This window comes from Candidatus Eremiobacterota bacterium, assembly GCA_031082125.1.
GTDB lineage: Bacteria > Vulcanimicrobiota > CADAWZ01 > CADAWZ01 > Ess09-12 > Ess09-12.
Genome location: JAVHLM010000013.1, coordinates 62,897 through 85,121, shown reverse-complemented (window position 1 = coordinate 85,121; position 22,225 = coordinate 62,897). Strand labels below are relative to the sequence as shown.

Sequence of the window (22,225 nt, the reverse complement as noted above, 5' to 3'; positions counted from 1 at the left end):
CCGCGCCTCTTTTCCGCCCTTCACGGGGCATCCTTCGATGGCATAAAAACACCTTCAGAATGAGCTTCTATAGGGGGGGCCTCTTTGCTTTTTCTCTATCAATATGGTATCATTATTACATGGATACGTTTGAGACCCACACCATTCACTCATTGTTCCTACCGGATGAAGAAGAGCTTCTTCACCTCGCAGAGCCTTGCTGTCTTAAGGACCACGAGGACATGCTCCTCATCCCCGAGCCTTATGAGCTCCCGGGGGGAACCCTCTTTAGGCCCGAGCACATAGTCAAGATCACCAGGGAGGGCCTCATCCCCGAAGCGGAAAAGCTCACAGAGGATATCTCCTTCGGCTCAATCGACAGGGAGAATAGGGCAGCGCGCATTGATTTTCTGCTCTGCGAGGCAGTCCGCAGCCGCCTGGCACTTGATCTTACTCTCGGCGGCCTTATCGTCACTCTGAAAACGAAAGGGGTTGATCAGTTAGGATACCGCTCCATGGGCACCTTCGCCACGGAGCATCTCTCGTTCTCGGGGCGCACCGCGTCGGAGCTGATGCACAACTTCGAGCTTCTCAGGGCGCTCCCCCTCACGCGGGAGGCCTATCTTGAGGGCAGGATCGCAAAGAGCGCCCTCAGGCATCTCTCGAGAGTCATCACGCCTGAGAATGAGTCCTGGTGGCTCGCCATTGCGCGGGAGCGCTCCCTGTGCGGCCTCGAGAGGGAAGTGAAAAGGGCTCTCGCCGAAGGGAAGGCCGGATCGGCGACCCCTTCCGGCGATGGTCCCGAAGCCGGGTCCGAAGGCACAATGATGTATTTCAGCGTACCGCCCTCACTTGCCCTCACCTGGGACTTCGCCCTCTCCCTCTTCCGGGACAAAGAGCACTATGACGGGCCTGTCTCAGGATTTGTCGAGGCTCTCCTTGCGAATTTCCTTGCCTCAGGGGAAGCCGCCCCGGAGCTTCCGGCCCTTGATGCCAAGGGAAATCGCCCCCTCTTCTCACGGGTGCCCCTCATGAAGAGAAGGATAGGAAACCGGCGCATCAGCGATCCCGACGAACTAAACGGGCAGGGCGGTGAAGGGCATGAATGCCCCGGGTGCGATCCGTGGGCATCACCCTGGAGCATCTTCTTTCCCTCATGGCTGGAAGAGTGCCGGCCAGAAAAAGATGCCGGCGCGGTCTCCGCCAGGGCGGTTGCGGGGAGGCTCCGGAGGGCCGCCTCTATCCGCCAGAGGCTCGACGTAGCCGCGGGGATGCTTCTCCGGGCGATGGACGAGAGGCAGCTCCACCACCTTCTCGGCTATGAGTTCATCGAGGACTACGCAGGGGAGCGCTGCGGCTTCTCGATGGCCCAGACCCGCCAGCTCATAAGGCTCGCCGAGGGCTTCCGGCGCCATTCCCTCACCGAAGACGCCTTCATGAAGGGCGTCATCACCAGGGAGCAGGCACGCCTCATCCTCCCCCTCGTGGACGGGAAAAATGAATCGCAATGGATTGCCTATGCCGCGAGTGTGCCCACTGTTGACCTGCGGGAAGAGTCTCAGCGCTGTGCGAGGATTGTGGAATATGACTGCCTTGTCCCTCACAATTATACTCTTCTTCCCGGCTTCCGCTACGTCACCGACGAGAGGTTCCACGGCCTCTCGGAGGAGGTGCAGGACTGCATAAGGGCAGGGTCCTGGTATAAAGGCCCCTCTCTCAAATCTTCGTGGCCTCTCGCTTCAGACGACGAGGAGCTCATGGTATCCCGCGACAGGCGCCTCGATGAGCCCTGGAAGTATTTCAGCGATCTCGATGAGATGATGGCCTCTGAGGCTTCCCATGAAATTGAAAGAAATTCCAGGCTGTGTGCGAGGCTCGCAGCGCCTCAGAACCAGGGGCAGGATTCTGAGTCAGCCCTCTGTGCAGCTGAAAAGGCCCGGGAACTCTGTACCATTCCCCGGGGCGAGAATCCCGAGGAGACTTTCCTGGTGGACATCCTCACGTCAAAAGCCACCTCGCCAGCGGCAGGGGGCTCCATTACCATCAAATTCTTCCTACCCCGGGAGCTCCAGAAGGTCTGGAACCTAGCAGCCCATACCTTTCTCGGCTGTCTTGCCCTGCCGGAAGGCGCCGAAAGCCTAATCCTCCCGGAAGAAAAATTTCTCGTGGCACTCCTTGCCGACTATCTCAAGACCGAGGGAACCTTGAAAAAAGCGGCCCATCATCACAGGATCCTGAAGCGGGACCGCTTCCGCTGCCAGACCCCCGGCTGCCGGTGCCGGCGGGGCCTGCCACCTCCACCTCCTCCACGGCCTGCGGACCCTCACCGTGAAGGGCAGGGCGCCCTATGATCTTACCTTCACCTTCGGCTCCCTCTCGGAAGGCACTCCTTTCCTGGTCTATGAAAAGGGTGTGAAGATTCACGGATGAGGGAAATGCGCTTTGTTATCCACCCATTTTCCTTGACATCTTCTGCACTTTATCATATAATTATTTCGTTAATTAGCAAAATATGCAAACAAAGGCGGAATCCATGGAGAAAACACTGGCCGTCACCAAAGCCCTGGCAGATGGGAACCGGTTAAGGGTGCTTATTGCCCTGACAAAGAGAGATGAGCTCTGTGTCTGCCAGATTACAGAGATGCTTAAACTCGCCCCGGCCACCGTATCCCGCCACATGAGTGTCCTCCAGAATGCTCACCTGGTAAAGAGCAGAAAGGACAGCCGCTGGGTATATTACAGGCTTTCGGACTGCTTCCCGCCATCCCTGCTTAAATGGCTTAAAGAGTCACTGGCGCAGTCGAAAGAGCTTGAAAACGACGACAATAGACTGAAGTGCATCATTGCACAGGGGCTGGATCCATTGTGCAGGATGCAAAACAGCAAAAGAGGCTACCACACCGGGCAATTGCATAAATAACTATTTGCAGCAGGCCTTACATCAATAAAACAGGCAGGAGGAATCTATGACAGCAGCTGATGCCGGCAAAGTAAAGAAAAAACTCTCGTTCCTCTACACCTATCTCACCCTCTGGATTTTTCTGGCAATGTTCGTGGGCGTAGGCGCCGGGTTTCTTTTCCCCGGGGTAAACAAGGTGCTCTCGGCATTCCAGGTGGGAACCACTTCCATCGCCATCGGCCTCATCCTGATGATGTATCCGCCCCTGGCCAAGGTGAAGTATGAAGAGATGGGGAAAGTATTCCGCGACGTGAAGGTCCTGTCACTCTCCCTGGTGCAGAACTGGATCATCGGTCCCATACTGATGTTTGTCCTCGCAATTGTCTTTCTGAGGGCTTACCCTGAATACATGGTGGGCCTGATTCGTTGGATACCGGTTCAGGGAAAAGCTCACACCAGCTAAACAGCATGGTGGCGTGCATTAAAAGCTGACAAAATGCTTTGAAAAATCACTGAGAATGGAGATGAAAAAGACCAGCTGTTGCTGAGCGCCAGGTGGGGCATGCGGCAGTTCGGCCGCAGAAAGCAAGAAGAATCCCCCACCACCTGAGGATTCAGCCGATTCCAAAAGCAGCGAAAAAAAGCAGGCCTGAAGTAATAAGAGACAATGGAGAATGGCAGGATTGAGGAAGTCAGGTCTTCAGGGTTCTCATTATATCAATGAAGGGAAAATACCTATGAAACATACAACTTTCAAAAGGGCATATTACCTCGCAGTAATTGCTTTCGGGCTACTGATTGCCCTCACCTCGTGCGGTAGAAAGGCAGATGAAAATGTCTCTGTAACAGGCAATCCAACGAATACAGTTGAGGAAAATATTCTGAAGGCACCGCTGGACGACACTTCTTCAGTTGCTGAAATGCTTAAAAGCTCTTCGGGAAAGAAGAAATTTCTGGTGGTATTGTTTTTTGAAAAGGATGACGAGCCCACCGGCAAAATGAAATCAGTGTACAAGGAAGCAGAGAATAAATATGGGAAAGAGACGGCTCATTTTGTCACTGTCAATGTAAACGATGAAAAGGAGCTCCCGGTAGTGAGGAAATATGAGATAGACAAGGTAAACAAGCCAGTCCTGCTGGTTCTTTCACCGGAAGGCACAGTAATAAACGGCTTTGTTGAAGACGTTTCGGTTTCCGCGATAAAAGAATCATTTCTTTCAGAAAAGGTCCTCTCTTTTCTCAAATCAGCGCAGGAAAGAAGACTCATATTTGTCTGTTTTCCCGGCCAGGACTCTGCCCAGTTTGAGAAAGCCATGAAAGAAGTGGACGGCTACGCCAGCAAGAAAGAAAACAGCGTGGTGATCCGCGTGGATCCCGAAGATAAAAACGACATGCCTCTCTTCTCAATGTTCAAAATGGCTCCGGGAAAAGCTCCGCAGACGGCCGTGACCATTCTGAACCAGGGCGCATTGGCGGGAACTCTTAAAGGCACCGTGGACAGCGCAAAAATTGATGCCCTGCTTTCGAGCTGCAGCAATTGCTCATCAGGCTGACAATGATTTCACCTGCACCGTGTGTGCATTCTGCTGAATTTATGAAGTAAGGAGCATCTGATGACCACACTCAAAATAGTTATGAGAGAGCTGTTTGAAAAGAAGAATCAGCTTATCACCAGTTTTCTTGCCATTCTCATTGGAATAACGGTTATTGTCGCAACCAGGACCATGTCCCATTCTTCCCAGGTGGCAGTAGCTGAGGAGCTTGATAACCTCGGGGCGAATGCCCTTATCATTCCCAAATCCGCGACGGTGAATGATTACTACCGCTCGGATTTTGAGGAGGACGTTATTCCGGAAAGCTATGTGGACACCATCACCTTATCATCAATCCAGGGAATCCTCAACCTCTCCCCGAAACTGACAAAACCCATTGCTCTTCAAGGAAAAACAGTAAATTTCACGGGAGTTCTTCCCAAGAATGAGCTGAAAATGCCCCCCTCGTGGAAGGCTTCTGCGAATATTTTTACAGAACCAGCGGCCTGCGGGCCAAAACCCCCTCCTTTGACGAAAGAAAACCAGATGCGCCGGAAAATCATCGAAGCCCTCGGTGCTGACGAGGTGATAGTAGGAAGCGAAGCGGCAAGGCTCTTCGGCCTTCAAAAGGATTCGGCCATTGAGATTAAAGGCAGAAAGTTCAGGGTAAAGGAGGTCTACCCCGAGACGGGAACAATCGATGATACCCGCATAATTGCAAGTCTCCATGTAGTCCAGAATATGTTCAATACGGGAAAAGTGATCAATATGATAGAGCTTGTCGGCTGCTGCAGCGAGATTAAGAAGGGAATGCTTGACAGCCTCAACAAGCTTCTACCTGACGCCAAGGTGGTGACAATAACGCAGCTTGTGAAAACTCAGCAGAAGACCAATGAAATGCTCGATAAATTCTCGATGATCTTCTTCATCGTCATCGTGCTTGTCGGCGGCATCGGCATCGCCAACTATATGTTCTCCAACGTGCATGAGAGGCGGAGAGAAATAGCCATCATGATAGCCGTCGGCTCTGTACCGAACCGCATCCTTCATATTTTCCTGCTCAAGGCGCTCATTCTGGGCTTCACGGGAGGGATTCTGGGATACGCTGCCGGAACAATTATGGCGTTATTTCTGGGTCCAAAAATAACAGGAGTCAGTGTAAACCCTATCGGGAACCTGCTGTTATGGGCCGTTTCAATAGCGGTGGTTGTTTCCGTGCTCTCCAGCCTCATCCCGGCAAGCCGTGCCGCACACGTTGATCCCGTCGAAATATTTCAAGAGGTGTAACGATGATAATCCTGGAAAATGTAAGCAAATCCTACACAGTAGATAAAGTCACAGTAAATGCCCTGATTAATGTCTCTGTGCAGATAGCACAGGGAGAGTTTGTTTCCATCACCGGGCCAAGCGGCGGCGGCAAAACAACCCTGCTCCTCACGATGGGAGGCCTCAACCAGCCTGATTCGGGGAAAATCTATATTAAAGAAAAATCTGTTTATGACTTGAGTGCCATCCAAAAAGCCGAATGCCGCAGAAACACCATAGGTTTCCTTTTTCAAACCTTTAATCTTATTCCATATCTCACTGCGCTTGAAAATGTCCAGATCCCGCTTTATATGGCCGATAAATCCAAAGATGCGCAGGAAAAGAAAGCGAAGGAGCTGCTGGATAGGTTCGGCCTTGCATCCAGAATGAATCACAGGCCCCCGAAGCTGAGCGTGGGACAGCAGCAGAGAGTCGCCCTGGCACGCGCGCTTGCCAATGATCCCCAGATCATTCTTGCTGACGAGCCCACAGGAAATCTCGATCCTGACATGACCAGGGAGTTGATGGATTATCTCAAGAAGCTTACTGTCGAGGGCTCTGTCACTATAGTAATGGTGACTCATAATCACGATATTGCCGGAGAAGCGACTCGGCATATGAGGCTCGCTGGCGGCAGGATCGAAGAAATCGATGCTCCTTCAAGACAGCAGGGAGCGCTCCGCAATTGATGATTGAATGATTGTATTACTGCTGTGGAGTTATCTGCACAGGGGCATTAAGACGAAACCACAGAAATTCAATGCTGCCAGGAATCTAATAAGCGGGTGGGAACATGGATGACAGCTCTTTATTGGTAAAGATTGGAATTTTTGTCTGGAGTGTCGCTGGCTCCCTGGGAAGCATCGCCATAATGCAGAATAAGACTGCTAATAAGTTCAGAATTAATGTCTACGCCTGCCTGGGCTTTTTTGGGGGAGTTTTCGGAATACTCCTTGCTCTTGTGGCCCAAAGCGATATGCAGAAGGAAAATCAATCAGCCGAGGCAGAAAAACGCCGGGAACAAGATAATTTGAACGAAATCTGAGGACGTGGAGCATTGAGCCTGACGAGGAACTCTTTGGCCCGAGCCCATAAGCCTTTAAAACTCCTCGCTGCAAAGAATACCTCATCTTGAATTTCCTTCAGCAGATATGTGCTCTCGCATCATCAGGGATCTGCCCCGGTGCTGACCGGCGAAAAAAATTCTAAAACAAAATTCCCTCACGCCAGCGGGAGCGAAGACACGGGATACCCTTCAAACTAGCCGTTGGAAGTGCATTGCGAGGCCTCAATGTCATTTTTACCATTGCCACCTCTCGTGCTTCTGCCTGGTGCCAGAGAAGAGGAGTGGGGCTCCTTCCCGAGAATCTCTTGGTACACCCCTTTGATCCATGAAAGGCCCCCCCGGGCGCCATCTCCACCCTGAGGCCTGCAAGGAGCTCACTCTGATGACAAGAGAACAGTACCTTGATCTGCTGAGGAACGCCGACAATCCTGATTCAGGCGAGTACCCGCCCGGATTTGACCGTGAAGGGGCAGAAAAAAAGTTCATAAAGCTCGCCGGAAAAGTCGAGGAGCTTCTCGCCACGAAATGCTTCAGCGAGACTGGCGTTTATATACAGGATGCCTCTTTTCATGGAGAAATCGTGGTTCCCAGGGAATTCTGGAATGCCGACGGCGACGGCATCTTCATAAGGGTGAGCAACTTCGGGGGCTTTGCCACCGTGGGGTGCTACAGCGCCGAAGTCCCTGAAAAGCATCTCTCCCTTCTCATACCGGTCCTGGAGGAAATGGGCTACGTCTATATCCCTGAAAATATCCTTTACGAGCTTTACACCGGCGGGCTGCCCTTCAGGGAGCAGGGCGCCTCGTGGTGGCTGCGCTATTTCGACTATCTGTGAGGAGTGGTAAGCCTTGAAAACCTTTACGCTGCTGATACTTTTCATCACCCTCTGCGCAGGATTACCTGCCGCCAACGCCGGCGCTCCTGCAGCCACGCCCGTCGAAAGGCACGCCTTTCAGAGATTCACCCCTTACGACGAGATGCTCCCATTCATAAAAGAGCTTGACGGAGCGAGTCCTCAGTTCACGGTGAGGATAATCGGAAAATCAGTGAAGGGGAGAGACATCCCTGCCCTTTTCCTCAGCTCCGGCGCCTTCGCATCTGACAGGGAAAGGAAGCCGGTGGTGATGATCCTCTGCCAGCAGCACGGCGACGAGCCTTCAGGCAAGGAAGCCGCCCTCATGATCGCAAGTGAGCTTGCCACAGGGCCTCAGGCCCTGCTGGAGAAGGTTGATATCGCAATCATCCCGATGGTGAACCCTGATGGCGCAGAGAAAGAGAGCCGTACCAATGCCAATGACCGCGACCTCAACAGGAACCACGTGATCCTCACGGAGCCCGAAGTGCAGGCCCTCCACAGCATCTTCTGGGAGCTGATGCCCGAGGTGACCCTTGACGTCCACGAGTACGGGCCCGGGAGCCAGCAGTGGGTAAAGCGCAGGATGGTCAAGAATGCCGACGAGATGTTCGACATGGTGAGCAACGTGAATATCTCCCCGCGGATCTTCGCTTTCAGCCAATCGGTAATGCTCCCCGCGGTGGAGCGCGGGGTCCGCCGGGAAGGCTTTACCTATGCAAGGTACGTGGTGGGCACGCCCTTTGACGGAGGGAGGATCCGCCACAGCACGACAGATATCTGTGACGGCCGCCAGTCCTTTGGAATCTACAACACCCTCTCCTATATCCTGGAGGGGAGAAACTGCGGGAAAAGGCCCGGCGACATTGAGAAGCGGGTAAAGGGCCAGAGGGCCGCCATAATGGCTTTGCTGGAAACTTCTGCCCGGCAGGCCCCGAGGATCGTGAGCCTTGTAAGAGAGGAGAGGGCTTCCCTCAAATCTCCCGATTTCCTCAAGGGAAGGGCCTTCATCCAGATGGACTATTTCCCCGATCCCCTGCGCCGCACCTTTACCATGCCAATCCTGGACCTTGCGACGATGGCGCCTGAAGAGAGGGCTTTCCGGCACTATGAGCCCCTCGTGAAGATCAAGAAGAGCATGGCAAGGCCCTGGGCTTACGTCATTCCCGCCGGGGAAACGGGCGCCATCGAGATAATGAAGCGGCATCACATTGATCTTGTCTCTGTTGAAAGCGATATGCCCGTTATGGCGGAGCGCACCATGATCCTCCACCTTGCCGCCAGGAAGGAGGAAGAAACAGTGCTTCCCAATGTGGACTGCGAAACACTGAGCCGTGAAGAGGTCCTTCACAGGGGTGACATCGTGGTGAGACTCGAGCAGAGCGCAGGTCTACTCATCCCTCTTATGCTGGAGCCTGAGTCGTCATGGGGCCTCGTGACCGACACGGGAGAAGTGCCGAGCGCCTTCGCGGGCACGTGGCTCAGGGAAGGGTACCCCTACCCTGTGATAAAAATAAAAAACCCGGGTGACCTCCCGGGTTTTGACAAAAACTAGCTGACTGTCCCTTTTAATCAGTTGGCTGTCCCTGTTTTTTCTTGGGGATCTTGACGCCGTCTATGATAACGTAGTCTTCCTCCACGGTGACCCCCCCGGCGCTGCTTCCTTCTCCCCCGCCCTCGCCTGCTTCCGCGGGAGGCTTTTCCTGGAGGTCTTTCGCCATCTCGGCGGCATTGCGGAAATCCACGGCGTGGATGGCGCCCGTTCCCGATTCCTCGGCATAGACCACCCTCTCGTCGCCGCTCACTGAGATACCGTGGAGGTCCTTATCGAGGTGGACCTTGTAAATGAGGGCTCCGTCAGAGGGGTCAATGCGGTAGATATTGCTGCCGTCGCCTATGATGATGTGGCCGTCCTTTGTCTCGAGGGCAGGCGTGTCAAGGGGGAGGGACTTGATGTCCATGGTCCATTTCTGCCGCCCCGTCTTCCCGTCGAGGGCCTCAAACTGGCCATGAGTGGTGAGAATAACTGTCCCGTCAGAGAGGACGGTGTTTATCTTCCGCATCCACTTCCCCGGCGAATCCCAGACAGCCTTACCCGTTGATGCGTCAAGGGCTGAAACCCTGTCATGCTCATAGACCAGGACCTTGCCGTTGAAATAGCCGCCCACGGTGGCGTAATCATACTCGTTCTCCCATAGTTTCCCGCCGCTCTTCGGATCCCTTGCGCTTACGAGAGTATGGACCGTTGTGGAGTTCTTATACTGGGGATGGGGCACATCCTTGGAGGCGGTCACGTAAAGTGTTGGATCACCGTCAAAGCCGGTGACGGAGCTGCCCTTGTCCTGCCAGCGTCTGCTCCCGTCGGCGTTGACAGCAAAGAGTTCATTGTCGCTTTTTATATATACGGCGCCATCGTGACCGACGAACTCGATCTCCTGCCTGTCACGGCCAATGGGCGCGGTGAACTTTTCCTTGCCGGAAGGAGTGAGAGCGGCAATATCCTTGTCTTTCTGCACATATATCGTGCCGTCAGGGGCCTGCATGGGTTTTGTAGAGTAGGCGCCGCTCTTGTACGACCAGATCTCTTTTCCCGTGTCTGCATTGAGTGAATAGAGGACACCGTCGGTGGTGCCGATGAGGAGCGAGCCGTCCTTTGCCACGAGGGCAGGAGAAGTACTGAGGTTCCGCATTTTCTTCTTCTCCATTATGGGCCTGGTCCAGGAAACGCTTCCATCCCTGGTGCTTATCTTGGTGAGGTCACAATAAGTCCCTGCGAGGAGATCGCCGTCAGGAAGCTTTATGAGGCCCTTGCCCGTGCCTCCGTCACTCTTCCAGGTAGTGCTCCAGAGAATGTTCCTGGCGCTGAAAAGCTGGTTCGCTACGGACTGTGAAGTGACAGAAGAAAAGGCGGGAGCGCCCCCAAGGGTGACGGTGTCATTCACCGCGGTCCCCGGCAGGTCGTTCTTGAGCTTCTTCCCGGGAAGGTGAGCTCCCTGAAGGGAGCCAAGGCCATCTATCTCCATATGGTCATCTCCTGTGTCAGATATTATCTATATTACTCTACCACGAATCAGCAGCAATGTGAAGTCACCTTTTGTAAACTATATGTTAAAGTCGAACCAGGCTGAGTCAATGGATGCTCCTCCATTGACTCCAGGGCCATTTTCGTTTCAACCCTTTAAAAATGCATCACACCGTGAATTTATACCCCTTGCGGACCAGCCCTTCCCATGGAAAATCCAAGATGATACCTTCGTAGTGGAGAGGCAGCCTCTCGCAGGAAGTCATCAAAATCCATGCTGCTGCTCCATGCCCCCGTGTTCAGGGCAGAGAGCAGATGATACAGAACGATATCCTGTAAGTAAGGAGCGGAGCATATGGCGGGAAATACTGTGTATGGCGATTACAATCAGATTCTCTCTCTTCAGGAGACCATCAGGAACCTGAAGACAGAGATTGAAAAACTGCGGGTGCAGGTATTCACTGATGAACTTACGGGGACTTTCAATTACCGCTACCTGATGAGCAGACTGGAGGAGGAGCGGAGCCGCTCCGTGCGATACTCAAGGGATCTCTCCCTTATCATGCTGGATCTGGATGGCCTTAAACAGATCAACGATACTTATGGCCATCACATGGGAAACCTGGTACTTATTGAGACAACAAAGTGCATAAAGGAAGCATTGAGAGGTTATGACATCGTCGCAAGGTTCGGTGGAGACGAGTTTGCGGTCATGCTTCCCGATACCTCTCTGGAAAATGCCAGCAAGGTCGCTGAGAGGATTCTCGAGAACATACAGGGCCTGTCCCATATGGATTCTGTAAAAAGAACCTCATTCAAGGCCTCCATCAGCTGTGGTGTCGCTTTCTATGATGACTGCACGAAATCATCAACTGACCTTATTGTCCACGCGGACCTGCTTCTTTATGAAGCGAAAAGAGCGGGAAAAAATTGCATTGAGTATGGAAATGTCTCAGACAAGGATTTTCTGCTCAGGAAGCCGCACTTCTTCGTAAGGCAAAGGGCGGGTAAACTTTCAGCCGGTTATCAGCGGTGCTCCTGAGTATGACGGCGGAGCGCCTCTCTCAGTGAGTAGATGACGGGGTCCCAGAGAGGCGAGCACTCGGGCGTATAGCTCATATCAAGCTCCACAGCCCTCTGAAGCGTCATGCCTTCAGAGACAATCGGCACAAAGGCGTCGATCCTCGCAGCCACCGACTCCCGGCCCGCCATCTGGGCGCCCAGGACCCTCCCCGTAGCCTGCTCAACGGTGATCATCGTGGTGATGAGCGATCCGCCAGGGGCATAACGGGCCCTTGAGGGCGAAGTGGTGAGCACGTCAAAGGCCTTGAAGCCATACATTGCTGCTTCGGCGGAAGAAAGGCCCGTCCTTGCCATCTCCAGGTCAAATACCTTGAGGGCCTGAGTCCCGGCAATGCCCCCGAAAAGGGAGTACCTTCCCGCAGCATTCGCGCCGGCTACCCTGCCCTGGCGGTTGGCCGTCGTGCCGAGGGGGTGATAGACCTGGCGCGCCGCCACTACATGATAGGCCGTTGCGCAGTCACCGCATGCAAATATCCCCTCGATGCCGGTTTTCATGAGGTCATTCACCTCTATGGCGCCTTTCTGCTTGCTTCCATAAGCGCTGAAGAGCTCCGAGGAGGGTGCCACGCCTGCTGCCATAATGACCAGGCCAGCTTTCACAGCGCCTCCTGAGAAGAATACGGAGCTGACAAGCCCGCTCCGTTCCTTTGCAAGGCCTGTGACAGAGACACCAGTGCGGATCTTGACGCCCTTTTCCTTCAGCTTCTCTTCACAGGCGCAGCTGAGACTCCGATCAAAACCGGGAAGAAGGGAATCCGTGCGCTCCAGCAATACAACCTCCAGGCCTCTCGAGGAGAGAGCCCCGCCCATGATCACACCGATCCATCCCCCGCCGACTATCACTGCAGTCCCTGCAGGGTTGTTGTCCACATACTGCCTTATCTTTACGGCATCCTCCAGGTTCCTTGCGGTGAATACATTCAGACCATCGGCGCCTTCGAGGGAGGGGACTATGGGGCGGGCCCCTGTGGCAAGCACAAGGCTGTCATAACCGAGAGATTCCTCGTTGCCCTGTGCCACGCTCCTCACTATGACCCTCCGGGCACTATGCTCAATCATTGTCGCCCTTGTATGCGTCATGACCCTGATGCGGCGCTCCCGCTCAAAATATTCGGGGGAATAGACGGTAAGCTCCCTGATATCCTCGAGGAGGCCGGAAATATAATAGGGGATCCCGCAATGTGCCGATGACACGTACGGTCCCCTCTCAACGACTGTTATCCCGCATTCACTGTCGGCCCGGCGGGCAGAGGCCGCCGCCGACATGCCGGCGGCGCCTCCCCCGATTACCACTATCCTTGTGCCTCTTTCAGCAGCCATTCCTTACCATTCAAGATCCTGTGCCCTTCCCAGCATTTCCTCAAGCCTCAGGTTCACGATCTTGTCCTTGTTCTTTTTTCTTTCCTCGCTCTTTTTCTTTAATTCGGCAAGGCTCTTCTCGATATCCTTTACACGCTCGTCCTTGGCCTTCTGACGAAGCTCAAAGAGCGTGCCCAGCGTTTTCCTGAGCTCCTCCCTGAGAGCCTTCTGCTTTGCGCCGTCCTTCTCTTCCTTGAATTTCTTTATGATCTCGTGGCACTGAGACTCCTGGCGGCGCTCCTCGATAAGGGTCTTGTAGAGCTCCGGCTTATCCTTCTTGAGCTTCTCCATGAAGAGCATGTCCCTGAATATGTCAGCCATTATTCGCTTGTAAATCATCTCGTCCTTTGCCTTCATCTGCTGGAGGTCCTTATACTTCACCTCGTCATTTTCCTTGACGAACTTCTCCGCCCGCTCAAGATCCTCATTGGAAAGCGTGGGCGGTGCCATCGGAGGCCTTTCTCCAGGTCCCTGCATTCCGCCGGGACCACCGTGGCCGCCGGGACCACCGGGACCGCCGGGACCTTGCATTCCACAAGGCTCCTCACCGCCGGGGCCTCCGGGACCGCCCCCTTCGTGCCGTGAGGTTTCCCCGCCGGGAAAGGCTGCCTGCTTCTCTCTGGCCTCCAGCTCATAAAAGGATGAAGAGCCTGAGAGCGCCTTCTCCTGGGAAAGCCTGCCATGCACCACCAGGAAAAGGGGGCAGCAGAGCATCAAGGTAATAAGTACCGTCCAGATTACAATGGAGTATTTCTTCATCATCACACCTCCTAGAATTCATTTATCCTTATTCGTATATCGGCAATCTGGCTCTCGTAGGAGCCAAGCATTCTCAATTCATGGCCCGTATCGGAATCACACCTCCTTTGCACCGTCTCATGAAGCTCGTAGAGGTCCTGGCGCCCGGCCCTCAGGGCTTCTGTTTCTGACTGTATCGCTTCGATGGAATTCTCATCACCGGTTGTCCATGAGCAATCCGCGAGGCTCCCCCCCGTGCCTCCATTATGAAGAGACACCGTGAGCACAAAGGCGATAGCAATCGCCGCCACGAAGAGAGCACATGCCGGCACAAGATACCTCGCCTTGGGAAGAGTGAGAATATCCCACAGGGAGAGCTTTTCAGGAGCTGCCGAATCTGCCCTGCGTTTCAGCGCCGCAAGATCCAGCTCAGGAGGCTGAGGGAGCGTCAGATTTTTCAGCCCTTTCCTTATGGCTCCCATATCATCCATATACTGCCTGCAGCGGGGGCAGCCGGCCATATGGCGCTCCAGGATTGCCTGATCACGGGCATCAAGCTCATTATAAGAATGAAGCACGCACATTTTCTCAAAATCCTCGCAGTTCATGCTCTTCCCCCCTGTGATGATGGTATTTTCCTGAATGCCTCCCTGATGCGCCTGATGGCATAGTGCATTCTACCCAGGGCCGTATTAAGGGGACATCCGGTAAGATGGGCAATTTCCTTGAAAGGGATGTCCAGGTATTCCCTCAAGAGGAGCACCTGCCTCTGCTCCGGCGGCAGAGACCTGATTGCGTCGTGAAGGGCCCTTGTTTCCTCCTGAAGGATGGCTTCTTCCTCAGGGGATCTGGCCTCGCTTCCGGCAAGGGCTGGCTCATTGGTCACGCTTTCAAAAGGCACTGTCTTCTTCACCTTCCTGAGCACATCAATAGCGCTGTTTTTCGCCACCTTGAAGAGAAAGTGGGAGAATTTCTCTCCCGGCCGGTAGCGCCCGCGGAACTGAAAAACCTTGAGAAAAGTCTCCTGGAACACGTCTTCTGCCATAACCCTGTCGTCAAGCATGAGGAAGAGATACCTGAAGAGAGGCTGCCGGTAACGTTCGTAGAGTGTCTCAAAGGCACAGGCGTCTCCTTTCCTGAAGCTCTCCATCAAGGCATCGTCATCGTTGCTTTTCATCATGTTCCTCACTGTGGATAACGGGACCATGGGCGCAATATTGTACAGAACCTTACTTTCTCCTTTCCTTTCTTATTCCTCTTCTTGTGGTGACGGGGGCGGGAGAATATCCCCCGGCCTCCCGGTTTATGAACTAAAATTAATATACCGGCCATAAAATGTTAACAATTGTTGCATCCTGTTAATGATTTTTGGCCTGCCGAGGTCGTATAATATGAGTGTAAGGTTAGTAGCAATTAACTTTGGGCTTCTCCTCCCCCAAAGTCCCAGTGGTCGGGTGCTCAACACCCGACAATTTCTTTTTATAGGCGTCATTGAAGGATTAGGAACCTTCCCTGTCAAATTCAATCTCCCAGAAGCATACTTACGCGCATTATAGAATATATGTTCCCTGTAGGCAGGAACTTGGAATTAATCAGCAGTTCTCAGTTCATAATGATGTCGTCTGGTATGCTCTGGAGTATAAAACTGTGATGGCTCCATGAAAAAGAGAGAAGACGGAAACCGTCGAGCGCGCTCGATTGCCCGCATAAAGTTTGTTGTTGACAGGCTTCCAGAGGGCTATATATATCCCTGCACCATACAGGATATCAAAGAGGTCCTCATGGAAATCCCGGTGGAGAATACCAACGGCATCAAGCGCATAAGGCTCTCGCACCAGAAAGTGACTAACGCCGACGCATCATACTGCGACGGCACCATCACGATATACTCAATACCAAGGGATTTCAAGTTCATCTATCATGAGAAGCCTCCTGACTCAATGATCAGGGAATACAGCAGGTTCGGGGCCCGGTGGGAAGTCCTGGGCGAGCACTGGTACTGCTACTGGAGAATGGAGCATTTCAGGAAGTATATCCTTGAGCACGTGCTTCTTCATGAGCTGGGACATCACAGTGACGATTTTCATTCCCTCAGGAGAAGCTACGGAAAAGAAAAATTCGCTGAACGCTTCGCGCTCAGCCTTGAAAACAAACTCAAACAGGAAAGGGCCCTCTAAAGGATTATATTTATGACGGAACTTCACAGGAAAATTCTCGCATTCTTCCTCACTCTAAGCATTATTCTCCTCCTCACGGTTCCGGCATTCCCTGCCCAGGAAAAAGGAAAAAAGCCCCAGGACCCTGCCGCCTCTCTGCGAGAAGGCAATGACATCTATTATGCCGTGAAATCAGGTGATACCCTCATAGGGTACAGCGTTTACAAGGTAGAGAGAAAAATGCAGCTTGCCGGCGAGTCCTTCATAAAGTTCCAGTCCCTCTCGCGCCTGAAAGCAGGAATGGGCTATATTGAAGACTCCTTATTCCAGATGGACTTCTCCGTGGCGAGCCAGGAACTCTCGCCGGCCTATATGCTCCTGAAGCAGACCACGCCCCAGACAGATCTCCTCTCGGAAGTCATCTTCTCCAAGGGCCTCATTGCCCAGAAAAACGTCGTGGGCAAGGAAGCCTCAAGCTCCATCATCCCCGTTGACAGTGCCTGCTTTCTCTTCGTGAACAACCTCTGGGGCCGCCTGGACACTTTTGTGGAGCATTACCTGCTGCTGATCCTCATCGCCCGTCAGGGCACCACGAAGATCCGTGTCTATGACCCGGTGTTGCGCACCTCAGGCGATATCCAGGTCATCCCCTCGAGGGAGGAAAAAATCGATCACAATGGCACAGGCATTACCTGCAGAATTTACACCATCAACGATTTTTATGGGATCCCCCTTATGACAGTATGGTTTGATCAGTCCTCCGGGCGGATAATAAGGATGAAGGAAGTGGGAGGAACCCTTACCTTTGAACTGAGCAACAGGTCGGTGGTGCAGGAGTTCAAGAAAGTGAAAGGCGTCGATCTCTGGGCTACCCACATCGTGCCCTCGCCCCTTTACTTTCCTGATCCCAGAAGCGTGGAGAGCCTCACCCTGGAGGCCAAGTTCTTCGGACGGGGCATTACCTGCACCAGCCACAAGGTGATAGGCTTCGAGCAGATTTTCACCGGCGAGGCGACGGAGCTCTCCGCTGCAGGCAGATTTGAGGTGAAGACCTCAAAGCCTGTCGTGGACAAGCCCAATCCCTTCCCGCCCCGCGCCATCCCCCCTGACCTGGCGCCTTACCTCAAGGCCGAGCCCGGCATCGAGACCGATAACGAGTATATCAAGAACAAGGCCATGGAGGTCACGTGGAAGTCAAAGGACTCCTTCACCGCCGCCTCGCGGCTTTGCAAATGGATAAAGGACAACATCAAGGTCGGCACCTCCATGCCCAGCGCCCTCTTTTCGTTCCTGAACGGCATAGGCAACTCTGAAAGCCGCTCGATGCTGTTGGTGGCGATGTGCCGAACCCTCGGCATTCCCGCCAAAAAGGTGGGCGGGATGGCATTCAAGGATGGCGACTTTGTGCCCTCAAACTGGGTTGAAGTCTATCTTGAGAACAATGGCTGGCTCCCCTTTGACCCTGAGACGGGCGAGGGGACCATTGACGCCACAAGAATATGCCTCTGGGAATTCGGTGACATCACGACAGGCGAGATCACATCACTGGATTTCGCCCCCAGGCCCCCCAGGACCGTCTCTTACTACCAGAAGGACCTTTCATGGCCTGTAGGCGAGGAAAGAATATTCTCCATCAAGAAGGGTGAGAACATTATCGGTGAGGAGAAGGCCGCGATAGAGGACATCATCTTCCAGGAAGGAAGGGAGACCTATATCTTCACCAGCACCTCAACGCTCACTATCGGCGATAACACCTTCAAGGCCGAAGGGAAGCTTCATATGACGCCCAACGTGCTTCCCCTGGAATATCAGATGGAAAGCGGCATGGGAGGGAGCCTGGTCACCCAGCACTTCCGGTTCGGCAAGGACACGATCTCCCAGGTCTTCAAAGTGGCAGACACGGAGAAGACGAGGGATATTCCGTACTCGAAGGGAACTTACCTCATTGACCAGAGGTTCCTCTCGCAATGGGCTCTTGTGGTAGGCCAGATACCAAAGCTCCAGATCGGGAAGAAATATATCTTCACCGCCTTTGTTCCCGAGGACCTCGGAACAAGAGAGATTGAACTGGAAGTGAAAAACTACGAGAGGATAGAGGCAGGCGGCAAAGAGGTCAATGCCTTCCGCTGCGAGTCCAAGAAAGGCATGGTCTTTTACATAGACCCCAATGGAAATGTCGTAAAAATAGCTCTGCCTCCCCAGGAGCTTGAGTTTACTCTGGTTAAATCGGAATTCAAGCTTAAAAAATAAGCCGGAAAGGATGGCCTCCCCATGAAAAAAGGCTTTCTTGAGAAGCTCCAGCAGCACCACAGGGCGACTGAGACTGCGACAATTTTTGGAGAACCAAGGGTGTACAGCTCAGTCACCATTATCCCCGTAGGAAGGATGGTCACCTCAGTGATGACCGACGAGGACGGGGCCGAGAGGGAAGTCCGCGAGAAATCTCCTCTGGGTTACATCGAGTTCAGAGATGACAGGGTGAAATTCATCTCGCTCTACGAGACTCCTGATCTTATCGTAACCGGCGTCGCCTGCGGACTTGGCCTTTATGCACTTGTCCATGCCCTCGGCAGAAACCTCTCAAAAAGGTCGCCGCAAGAAGAGGAGAAGAAAAGCCAGAACGCCCTGTGCAGCGTCCTTAAATTCTTCGGCATATCGGCAGCCTTTGTTTCAACGGCCCTCTGCCTGATGAAGCTTGCGGACCGCTGCAGCTTGATGGTCTGCAGTACCCAGGGCCCCATACAGCAGAAGATTAATTCCCTTGCAAGGGAAGTCCGGGAAGCCCGGGAGGCACAGCAGGAAAAGGAACATAAAGATGACGGGCACTGGAACGCCCCCGGCGTGACCATTATTGACATACCGGCTGACAACCTGAAAAATGACTGAGGCGGTGACCGCTCAGCACAGTCGCGCTTGATACACAGGGGAGCCTTCGATGCAGAGAGAAGAGGATTTCGTGGCCTTGCTGAAGAGGGCTGAATCACTCGGCGCCCTCCAGCAGATCCAGCAGGTCGCTGTTGATCTCGGTGTGAAGATACTGGTAAAGAATCTCGTATGCGATATCATCAGGACTGTCATAGGCTTCGAGATACGCGACAATACCATGGGCTACACGGTGTCGAAGGCCACGCTCACAGACGAGGAGAACGGCATCAGCTACTGCCTGTTGAGCGTAAAGAGCATCACAGGCGGAGAGCCCTTCCCATGGTTTCTTGAGTTCGAGCCTGTCCTTCCCCAGTCAAAACTCCTCACCCTCACCGTTCTGCAGCTCCAGATCGTTGAGGAGGGAAAGCTTCCCCTGGTAAAAATCAACACCATCAATGATCCCTGGGAACCGCCCCTGGATATTGATGGCACACTGCTTGAAAAAATCGAAAGGTGGCGGGAAGAGCTCCAGGCACCTTCAATGGAGCTTCCGCCCACCTGGGAATGCTCGGGGCAGTGGCGATTTGTCTTTGCCCCCGATCTCTCTCTCAGGGAAAAGCTCACGAGCTCTCATCCCTGCCATATTTTAATACCCCTGCTGAACCAGGTCCTCAGGATCTCGAAAGCCCTCTCGGGAATCACCGGCACGATGCTCTACTGTGATTCCTACCACAGAACCCTCGAGACTGACGATGAGGAGTGGAAGCACCGCTTCATCGAGGTGCTCAGGCGCTCAAAGGATCCCATGGATTTCGCCCTGCGCCTCAAACAGTCCGGCCTCAATATCCTGAGGCCCATGTTCTTCAAAATAACCGTTCAGAACAAGCTGGACCAGTATCTCTTTCCCACTTCAGGGAGCGGGCCCTGGGGGATATATAACACGAGGTTCTATTATTTCTGCGATGCTTTTGACGACATCAGGCAGCTCCGCCTCAGGATCGAAGAAGTCTTCAACCTTGCCCTTGAGGAGCCCTGGGTCTTCGAGCTGGACCTCAAGGACTCCGAGCAGAACAAGGAGCTCCCCTTCCAGGTGAGTTCCCCTTTCATCAATGTGAGCGGGAAGCTGATCATTGACGATATCCGCTACGATACGGAATATATCCTGATCTCCCACCACATGGAGCTCTTCACCGGGAACGTGAATTACGTGAGGATGAGGGAGATGAAGATAATCGACAAGGAAGGATTTGAGTACCAGCCCCTGGACAAGAGCTCCCACTGGAGCGAAAAGCATGGAATGGTGATTAAAGGCGTTTCCTTCCCGCCTGTACATTACAGGGGAAGCCGCGCCACCCTGGAGATATCCTCGATAGACATTGCCCCCCTTGTTCCCTTCGAGTTCAGCCTCGTCTACGAAGAGTAACCCTACTTCTCCATGCTGTCGTCTATGGGGAACACTTCCTCCATCAGGAAGGGCTCGTCGCCGTCATCCTTGCCGAAGAGATCGGGAAAGCTCACTGACTCCTGGGTCGCCGGCGGAGGAGGCGAAGGAGGAGGAGGCGCTGCCTGGGGCTTCTGTGCCGGCGTGATGGAGGTAAGCTCCTCCAGAAGCGGATCCTTTTCCTCTTCGTCTTCTATGGAGGGAGACGGAGACTGATGCTGGGCCTGAGGCACAGATGGCGGGACCTGCGGAGGAGGCGGCGGAGGCGCTGCCTGGGGAGGGGCCTCATGGACAGCGCGGCGGGGTACAAAGCTCTCATGAGGAAGGGAGGGGATATCCTTTCCCACTCTCTTCAGCACAAGGTCCTGGATTCTCACCGGTGTAAGAGGTGAGAATGACTCCAGGATCGTTGAGACATAGACCTTTTCCCTCTCAAGCAGGAAATAGGCCACCATATCATCACAGTCACTGAAAGAATCGATGTAGCTGATGGCGGTGCCCTTGTTATTCTCATCGATGTGCTTTCTCATGATGAGAGAGATCTTCTCCGTGCTTATGACAAGGGCATGGCTTATCCCGTAGGCAGAAAGATAGCCGTTGATGTAATAGGCATCATCAAGCGTAAGCTTCCTGTTGCAGAGCATGAAAAGATATGACTGCTCATTTTTGGTGAAAAAGAGGTTGATGAGATCATTTTCCGAGTTCCATACCCGCACTGCCGCCGTCGGGATTCCGTACTTCTCCAGGGCGCTCAGCACCCTCACAGGGAACCAGTAATTCCTGTCCACGAGCTTTCTCCCGAAGTCTGAACAGGAGACTATTTCATCAATGGTCTCCTTGGAGAGGGGATTGCCGCAGATAAAGCATTTATTGGCACCCTGCGGAGTCTCCTCAAGAGCGCTCCTGGAGGAGACCTTGAGAATAGGCTGCCCTGTCTTGCTGCATTGCACGATGAAATCCTTCGTGAGAAGGCCCATTTTCTCAAACATGTCCACGGTGGGGGCAAGCCTGGGAAGCTCCTTGGGGTCCACAAGCTTGTAAAGGGACGTTGCATCGGCTCCCTTGATCTTCTCAAGGAATTTCCTGGCATTCTCATCCTCGAGTGCACGGGCTGCCTGCACTTCCTGAGGGGAGGGCTGCAGCACCATCGAAGTCTCCATGATCGTCTGGAGGGCCTCGCTTGAGAACTCAATATCATTCCAGTCATTAAAAAAACTTGCCCTGCCCGCCTCCAGGATTTCCTTCACCTGAGTGCAGAAAGTCATAAGGTTCTGGGGATCGCCCTTGGTCATAATGCCCACTTCCAGCGACTGCTCACTCCTGTCAAACTTGTAATAGAAGAGCGTATCAGGATCCATCATCAGCAGATCGCCCAAAAACCTTGTATCTCCGGCAGGCACGAACTCGTCAACAAGCCATTTTTCGACATCGCCTGAGGGCAGGTTGATCCTGTTCCAGTATTCTCTTTTCATGCCGGCGATGAGGGGGTTAAAACGGGTCAGCATGCTTTTCTGGAAGGCGTGAAGTATATCAGGGGTAATCTGGAGCAAGATTCTTTTCTGTTTTATCTTCATCATAGGATCCACTGCCTTTCCTTCCCGCTACTCGGGTGTCTGTCGGACCATCTGCCCGCCGGGGTATTCCCGCGGCAAAACCTGCAGTCTCTGCAGGTTTTTGACGGGCTTTCACTACTCCCCTTCGAGAGGGTTGAATATATCTTTATCACAGGGAGATACCACTAGAAAACTTTTCTCCGAATTTCATGAAAATCCTTCTCCACCTTAAAATCATGCCCTTCCCGCCGCCTGATTCCGCTGCCGGGGATTATCTTTCAGCGGGAAACTGCTGCCACGGGACTCCGGAAGAGAAGCCGGACGGCAGGGAAGGAGAAGGATTTTCCTTTTGCATAGAGAACAGCATCGAGAGG

General features: G+C 53.4%; 19 protein-coding genes and 1 pseudogene. 14 read left to right on the top strand and 6 right to left on the bottom strand.

Going from position 1 to position 22,225, the window contains the following annotated elements; genetic code table 11:
• Nucleotides 1–119 precede the first annotated feature (119 nt).
• The 9 genes and pseudogenes from RDV48_15580 (at nt 120) to RDV48_15540 (ending at nt 9,189) form a co-directional block, all read left to right on the top strand.
• Entirely contained in the window at nt 120–2,330 is a 2,211-nt protein-coding gene (locus RDV48_15580) for a hypothetical protein (protein MDQ7824222.1), read from the top strand.
• A 182-nt stretch (nt 2,331–2,512) separates the two neighbouring features.
• Entirely contained in the window at nt 2,513–2,899 is a 387-nt protein-coding gene (locus RDV48_15575) for a metalloregulator ArsR/SmtB family transcription factor (GenBank protein MDQ7824221.1), read from the top strand.
• 46 nt (nt 2,900–2,945) lie between these two features.
• A pseudogene (locus RDV48_15570) lies at nt 2,946–3,302 on the top strand (arsenical-resistance protein).
• Nucleotides 3,303–3,615: 313 nt separating this feature from the next.
• A complete protein-coding gene (locus RDV48_15565; GenBank protein ID MDQ7824220.1) occupies nt 3,616–4,431 on the top strand; it encodes a hypothetical protein in 816 nt (271 codons plus the stop codon).
• 60 nt (nt 4,432–4,491) lie between these two features.
• The gene (locus RDV48_15560; GenBank protein MDQ7824219.1) at nt 4,492–5,697 is read left to right on the top strand and encodes an FtsX-like permease family protein; all 1,206 of its coding nucleotides are present in this window, start codon (nt 4,492–4,494) and stop codon (nt 5,695–5,697) included.
• Between the two features lie 2 nt (nt 5,698–5,699).
• Nucleotides 5,700–6,404 carry an ABC transporter ATP-binding protein gene (locus tag RDV48_15555; protein MDQ7824218.1) on the top strand — a complete coding sequence of 235 codons (705 nt, stop codon included), beginning with the start codon at nt 5,700–5,702 and terminating at the stop codon, nt 6,402–6,404.
• 104 nt (nt 6,405–6,508) lie between these two features.
• On the top strand, nt 6,509–6,760 hold the full coding sequence (locus RDV48_15550; GenBank protein MDQ7824217.1) for a hypothetical protein: 252 nt from the start codon (nt 6,509–6,511) through the stop codon (nt 6,758–6,760).
• Between the two features lie 403 nt (nt 6,761–7,163).
• Nucleotides 7,164–7,616: a hypothetical protein gene (locus RDV48_15545; protein MDQ7824216.1), complete on the top strand. Its 453-nt coding sequence runs from the start codon at nt 7,164–7,166 to the stop codon at nt 7,614–7,616.
• Between the two features lie 13 nt (nt 7,617–7,629).
• On the top strand, nt 7,630–9,189 hold the full coding sequence (locus tag RDV48_15540) for a M14 family metallopeptidase (protein ID MDQ7824215.1): 1,560 nt from the start codon (nt 7,630–7,632) through the stop codon (nt 9,187–9,189).
• Nucleotides 9,190–9,202: 13 nt separating this feature from the next.
• On the opposite strand, the gene RDV48_15535 is transcribed toward RDV48_15540, so the two are convergent.
• Nucleotides 9,203–10,657 carry a PQQ-binding-like beta-propeller repeat protein gene (locus RDV48_15535; GenBank protein MDQ7824214.1) on the bottom strand — a complete coding sequence of 485 codons (1,455 nt, stop codon included), beginning with the start codon at nt 10,655–10,657 and terminating at the stop codon, nt 9,203–9,205.
• Nucleotides 10,658–11,011: 354 nt separating this feature from the next.
• Here RDV48_15535 and RDV48_15530 point away from each other — a divergent pair, with 354 nt between their 5' ends.
• The gene (locus RDV48_15530; protein MDQ7824213.1) at nt 11,012–11,698 is read left to right on the top strand and encodes a GGDEF domain-containing protein; all 687 of its coding nucleotides are present in this window, start codon (nt 11,012–11,014) and stop codon (nt 11,696–11,698) included.
• Here RDV48_15530 and RDV48_15525 read toward each other — a convergent pair.
• Genes RDV48_15525 through RDV48_15510 form a run of 4 tightly spaced genes read right to left on the bottom strand, consistent with a single transcriptional unit; the run spans nt 11,683 to nt 15,016 of the window.
• Nucleotides 11,683–13,059 carry an FAD-dependent oxidoreductase gene (locus RDV48_15525; GenBank protein ID MDQ7824212.1) on the bottom strand — a complete coding sequence of 459 codons (1,377 nt, stop codon included), beginning with the start codon at nt 13,057–13,059 and terminating at the stop codon, nt 11,683–11,685. The two genes, RDV48_15530 and RDV48_15525, sit on opposite strands and share 16 nt — an antisense overlap.
• Nucleotides 13,060–13,062: 3 nt before the next feature.
• Nucleotides 13,063–13,860, bottom strand: coding sequence for a hypothetical protein (locus tag RDV48_15520; protein MDQ7824211.1), 798 nt, complete (start codon nt 13,858–13,860; stop codon nt 13,063–13,065).
• A gap of 8 nt (nt 13,861–13,868) precedes the next feature.
• The gene (locus tag RDV48_15515) at nt 13,869–14,444 is read right to left on the bottom strand and encodes a zf-HC2 domain-containing protein (protein MDQ7824210.1); all 576 of its coding nucleotides are present in this window, start codon (nt 14,442–14,444) and stop codon (nt 13,869–13,871) included.
• On the bottom strand, nt 14,441–15,016 hold the full coding sequence (locus tag RDV48_15510; protein ID MDQ7824209.1) for a sigma-70 family RNA polymerase sigma factor: 576 nt from the start codon (nt 15,014–15,016) through the stop codon (nt 14,441–14,443). The genes RDV48_15515 and RDV48_15510 overlap by 4 nt, the downstream gene beginning before the upstream one ends.
• Before the next feature lie 478 nt (nt 15,017–15,494).
• Between RDV48_15510 and RDV48_15505 the strand changes: the two genes are divergently transcribed.
• The 4 genes from RDV48_15505 to RDV48_15490 are packed head-to-tail and all read left to right on the top strand — an operon-like array spanning nt 15,495 to nt 20,280.
• Nucleotides 15,495–16,013 carry a hypothetical protein gene (locus RDV48_15505; protein ID MDQ7824208.1) on the top strand — a complete coding sequence of 173 codons (519 nt, stop codon included), beginning with the start codon at nt 15,495–15,497 and terminating at the stop codon, nt 16,011–16,013.
• A 12-nt stretch (nt 16,014–16,025) separates the two neighbouring features.
• Nucleotides 16,026–18,242 carry a transglutaminase-like domain-containing protein gene (locus RDV48_15500; protein ID MDQ7824207.1) on the top strand — a complete coding sequence of 739 codons (2,217 nt, stop codon included), beginning with the start codon at nt 16,026–16,028 and terminating at the stop codon, nt 18,240–18,242.
• 21 nt (nt 18,243–18,263) lie between these two features.
• Complete coding sequence (locus tag RDV48_15495; GenBank protein MDQ7824206.1) at nt 18,264–18,878, top strand: hypothetical protein; 615 nt, start codon at nt 18,264–18,266, stop codon at nt 18,876–18,878.
• 49 nt (nt 18,879–18,927) lie between these two features.
• The gene (locus RDV48_15490; protein ID MDQ7824205.1) at nt 18,928–20,280 is read left to right on the top strand and encodes a hypothetical protein; all 1,353 of its coding nucleotides are present in this window, start codon (nt 18,928–18,930) and stop codon (nt 20,278–20,280) included.
• Nucleotides 20,281–20,282: 2 nt separating this feature from the next.
• On the opposite strand, the gene RDV48_15485 is transcribed toward RDV48_15490, so the two are convergent.
• Nucleotides 20,283–21,875 (bottom strand): hypothetical protein, encoded by a 1,593-nt coding sequence (locus tag RDV48_15485; GenBank protein ID MDQ7824204.1) that lies wholly within the window; start codon nt 21,873–21,875, stop codon nt 20,283–20,285.
• Between the last annotated feature and the right edge of the window lie 350 nt (nt 21,876–22,225).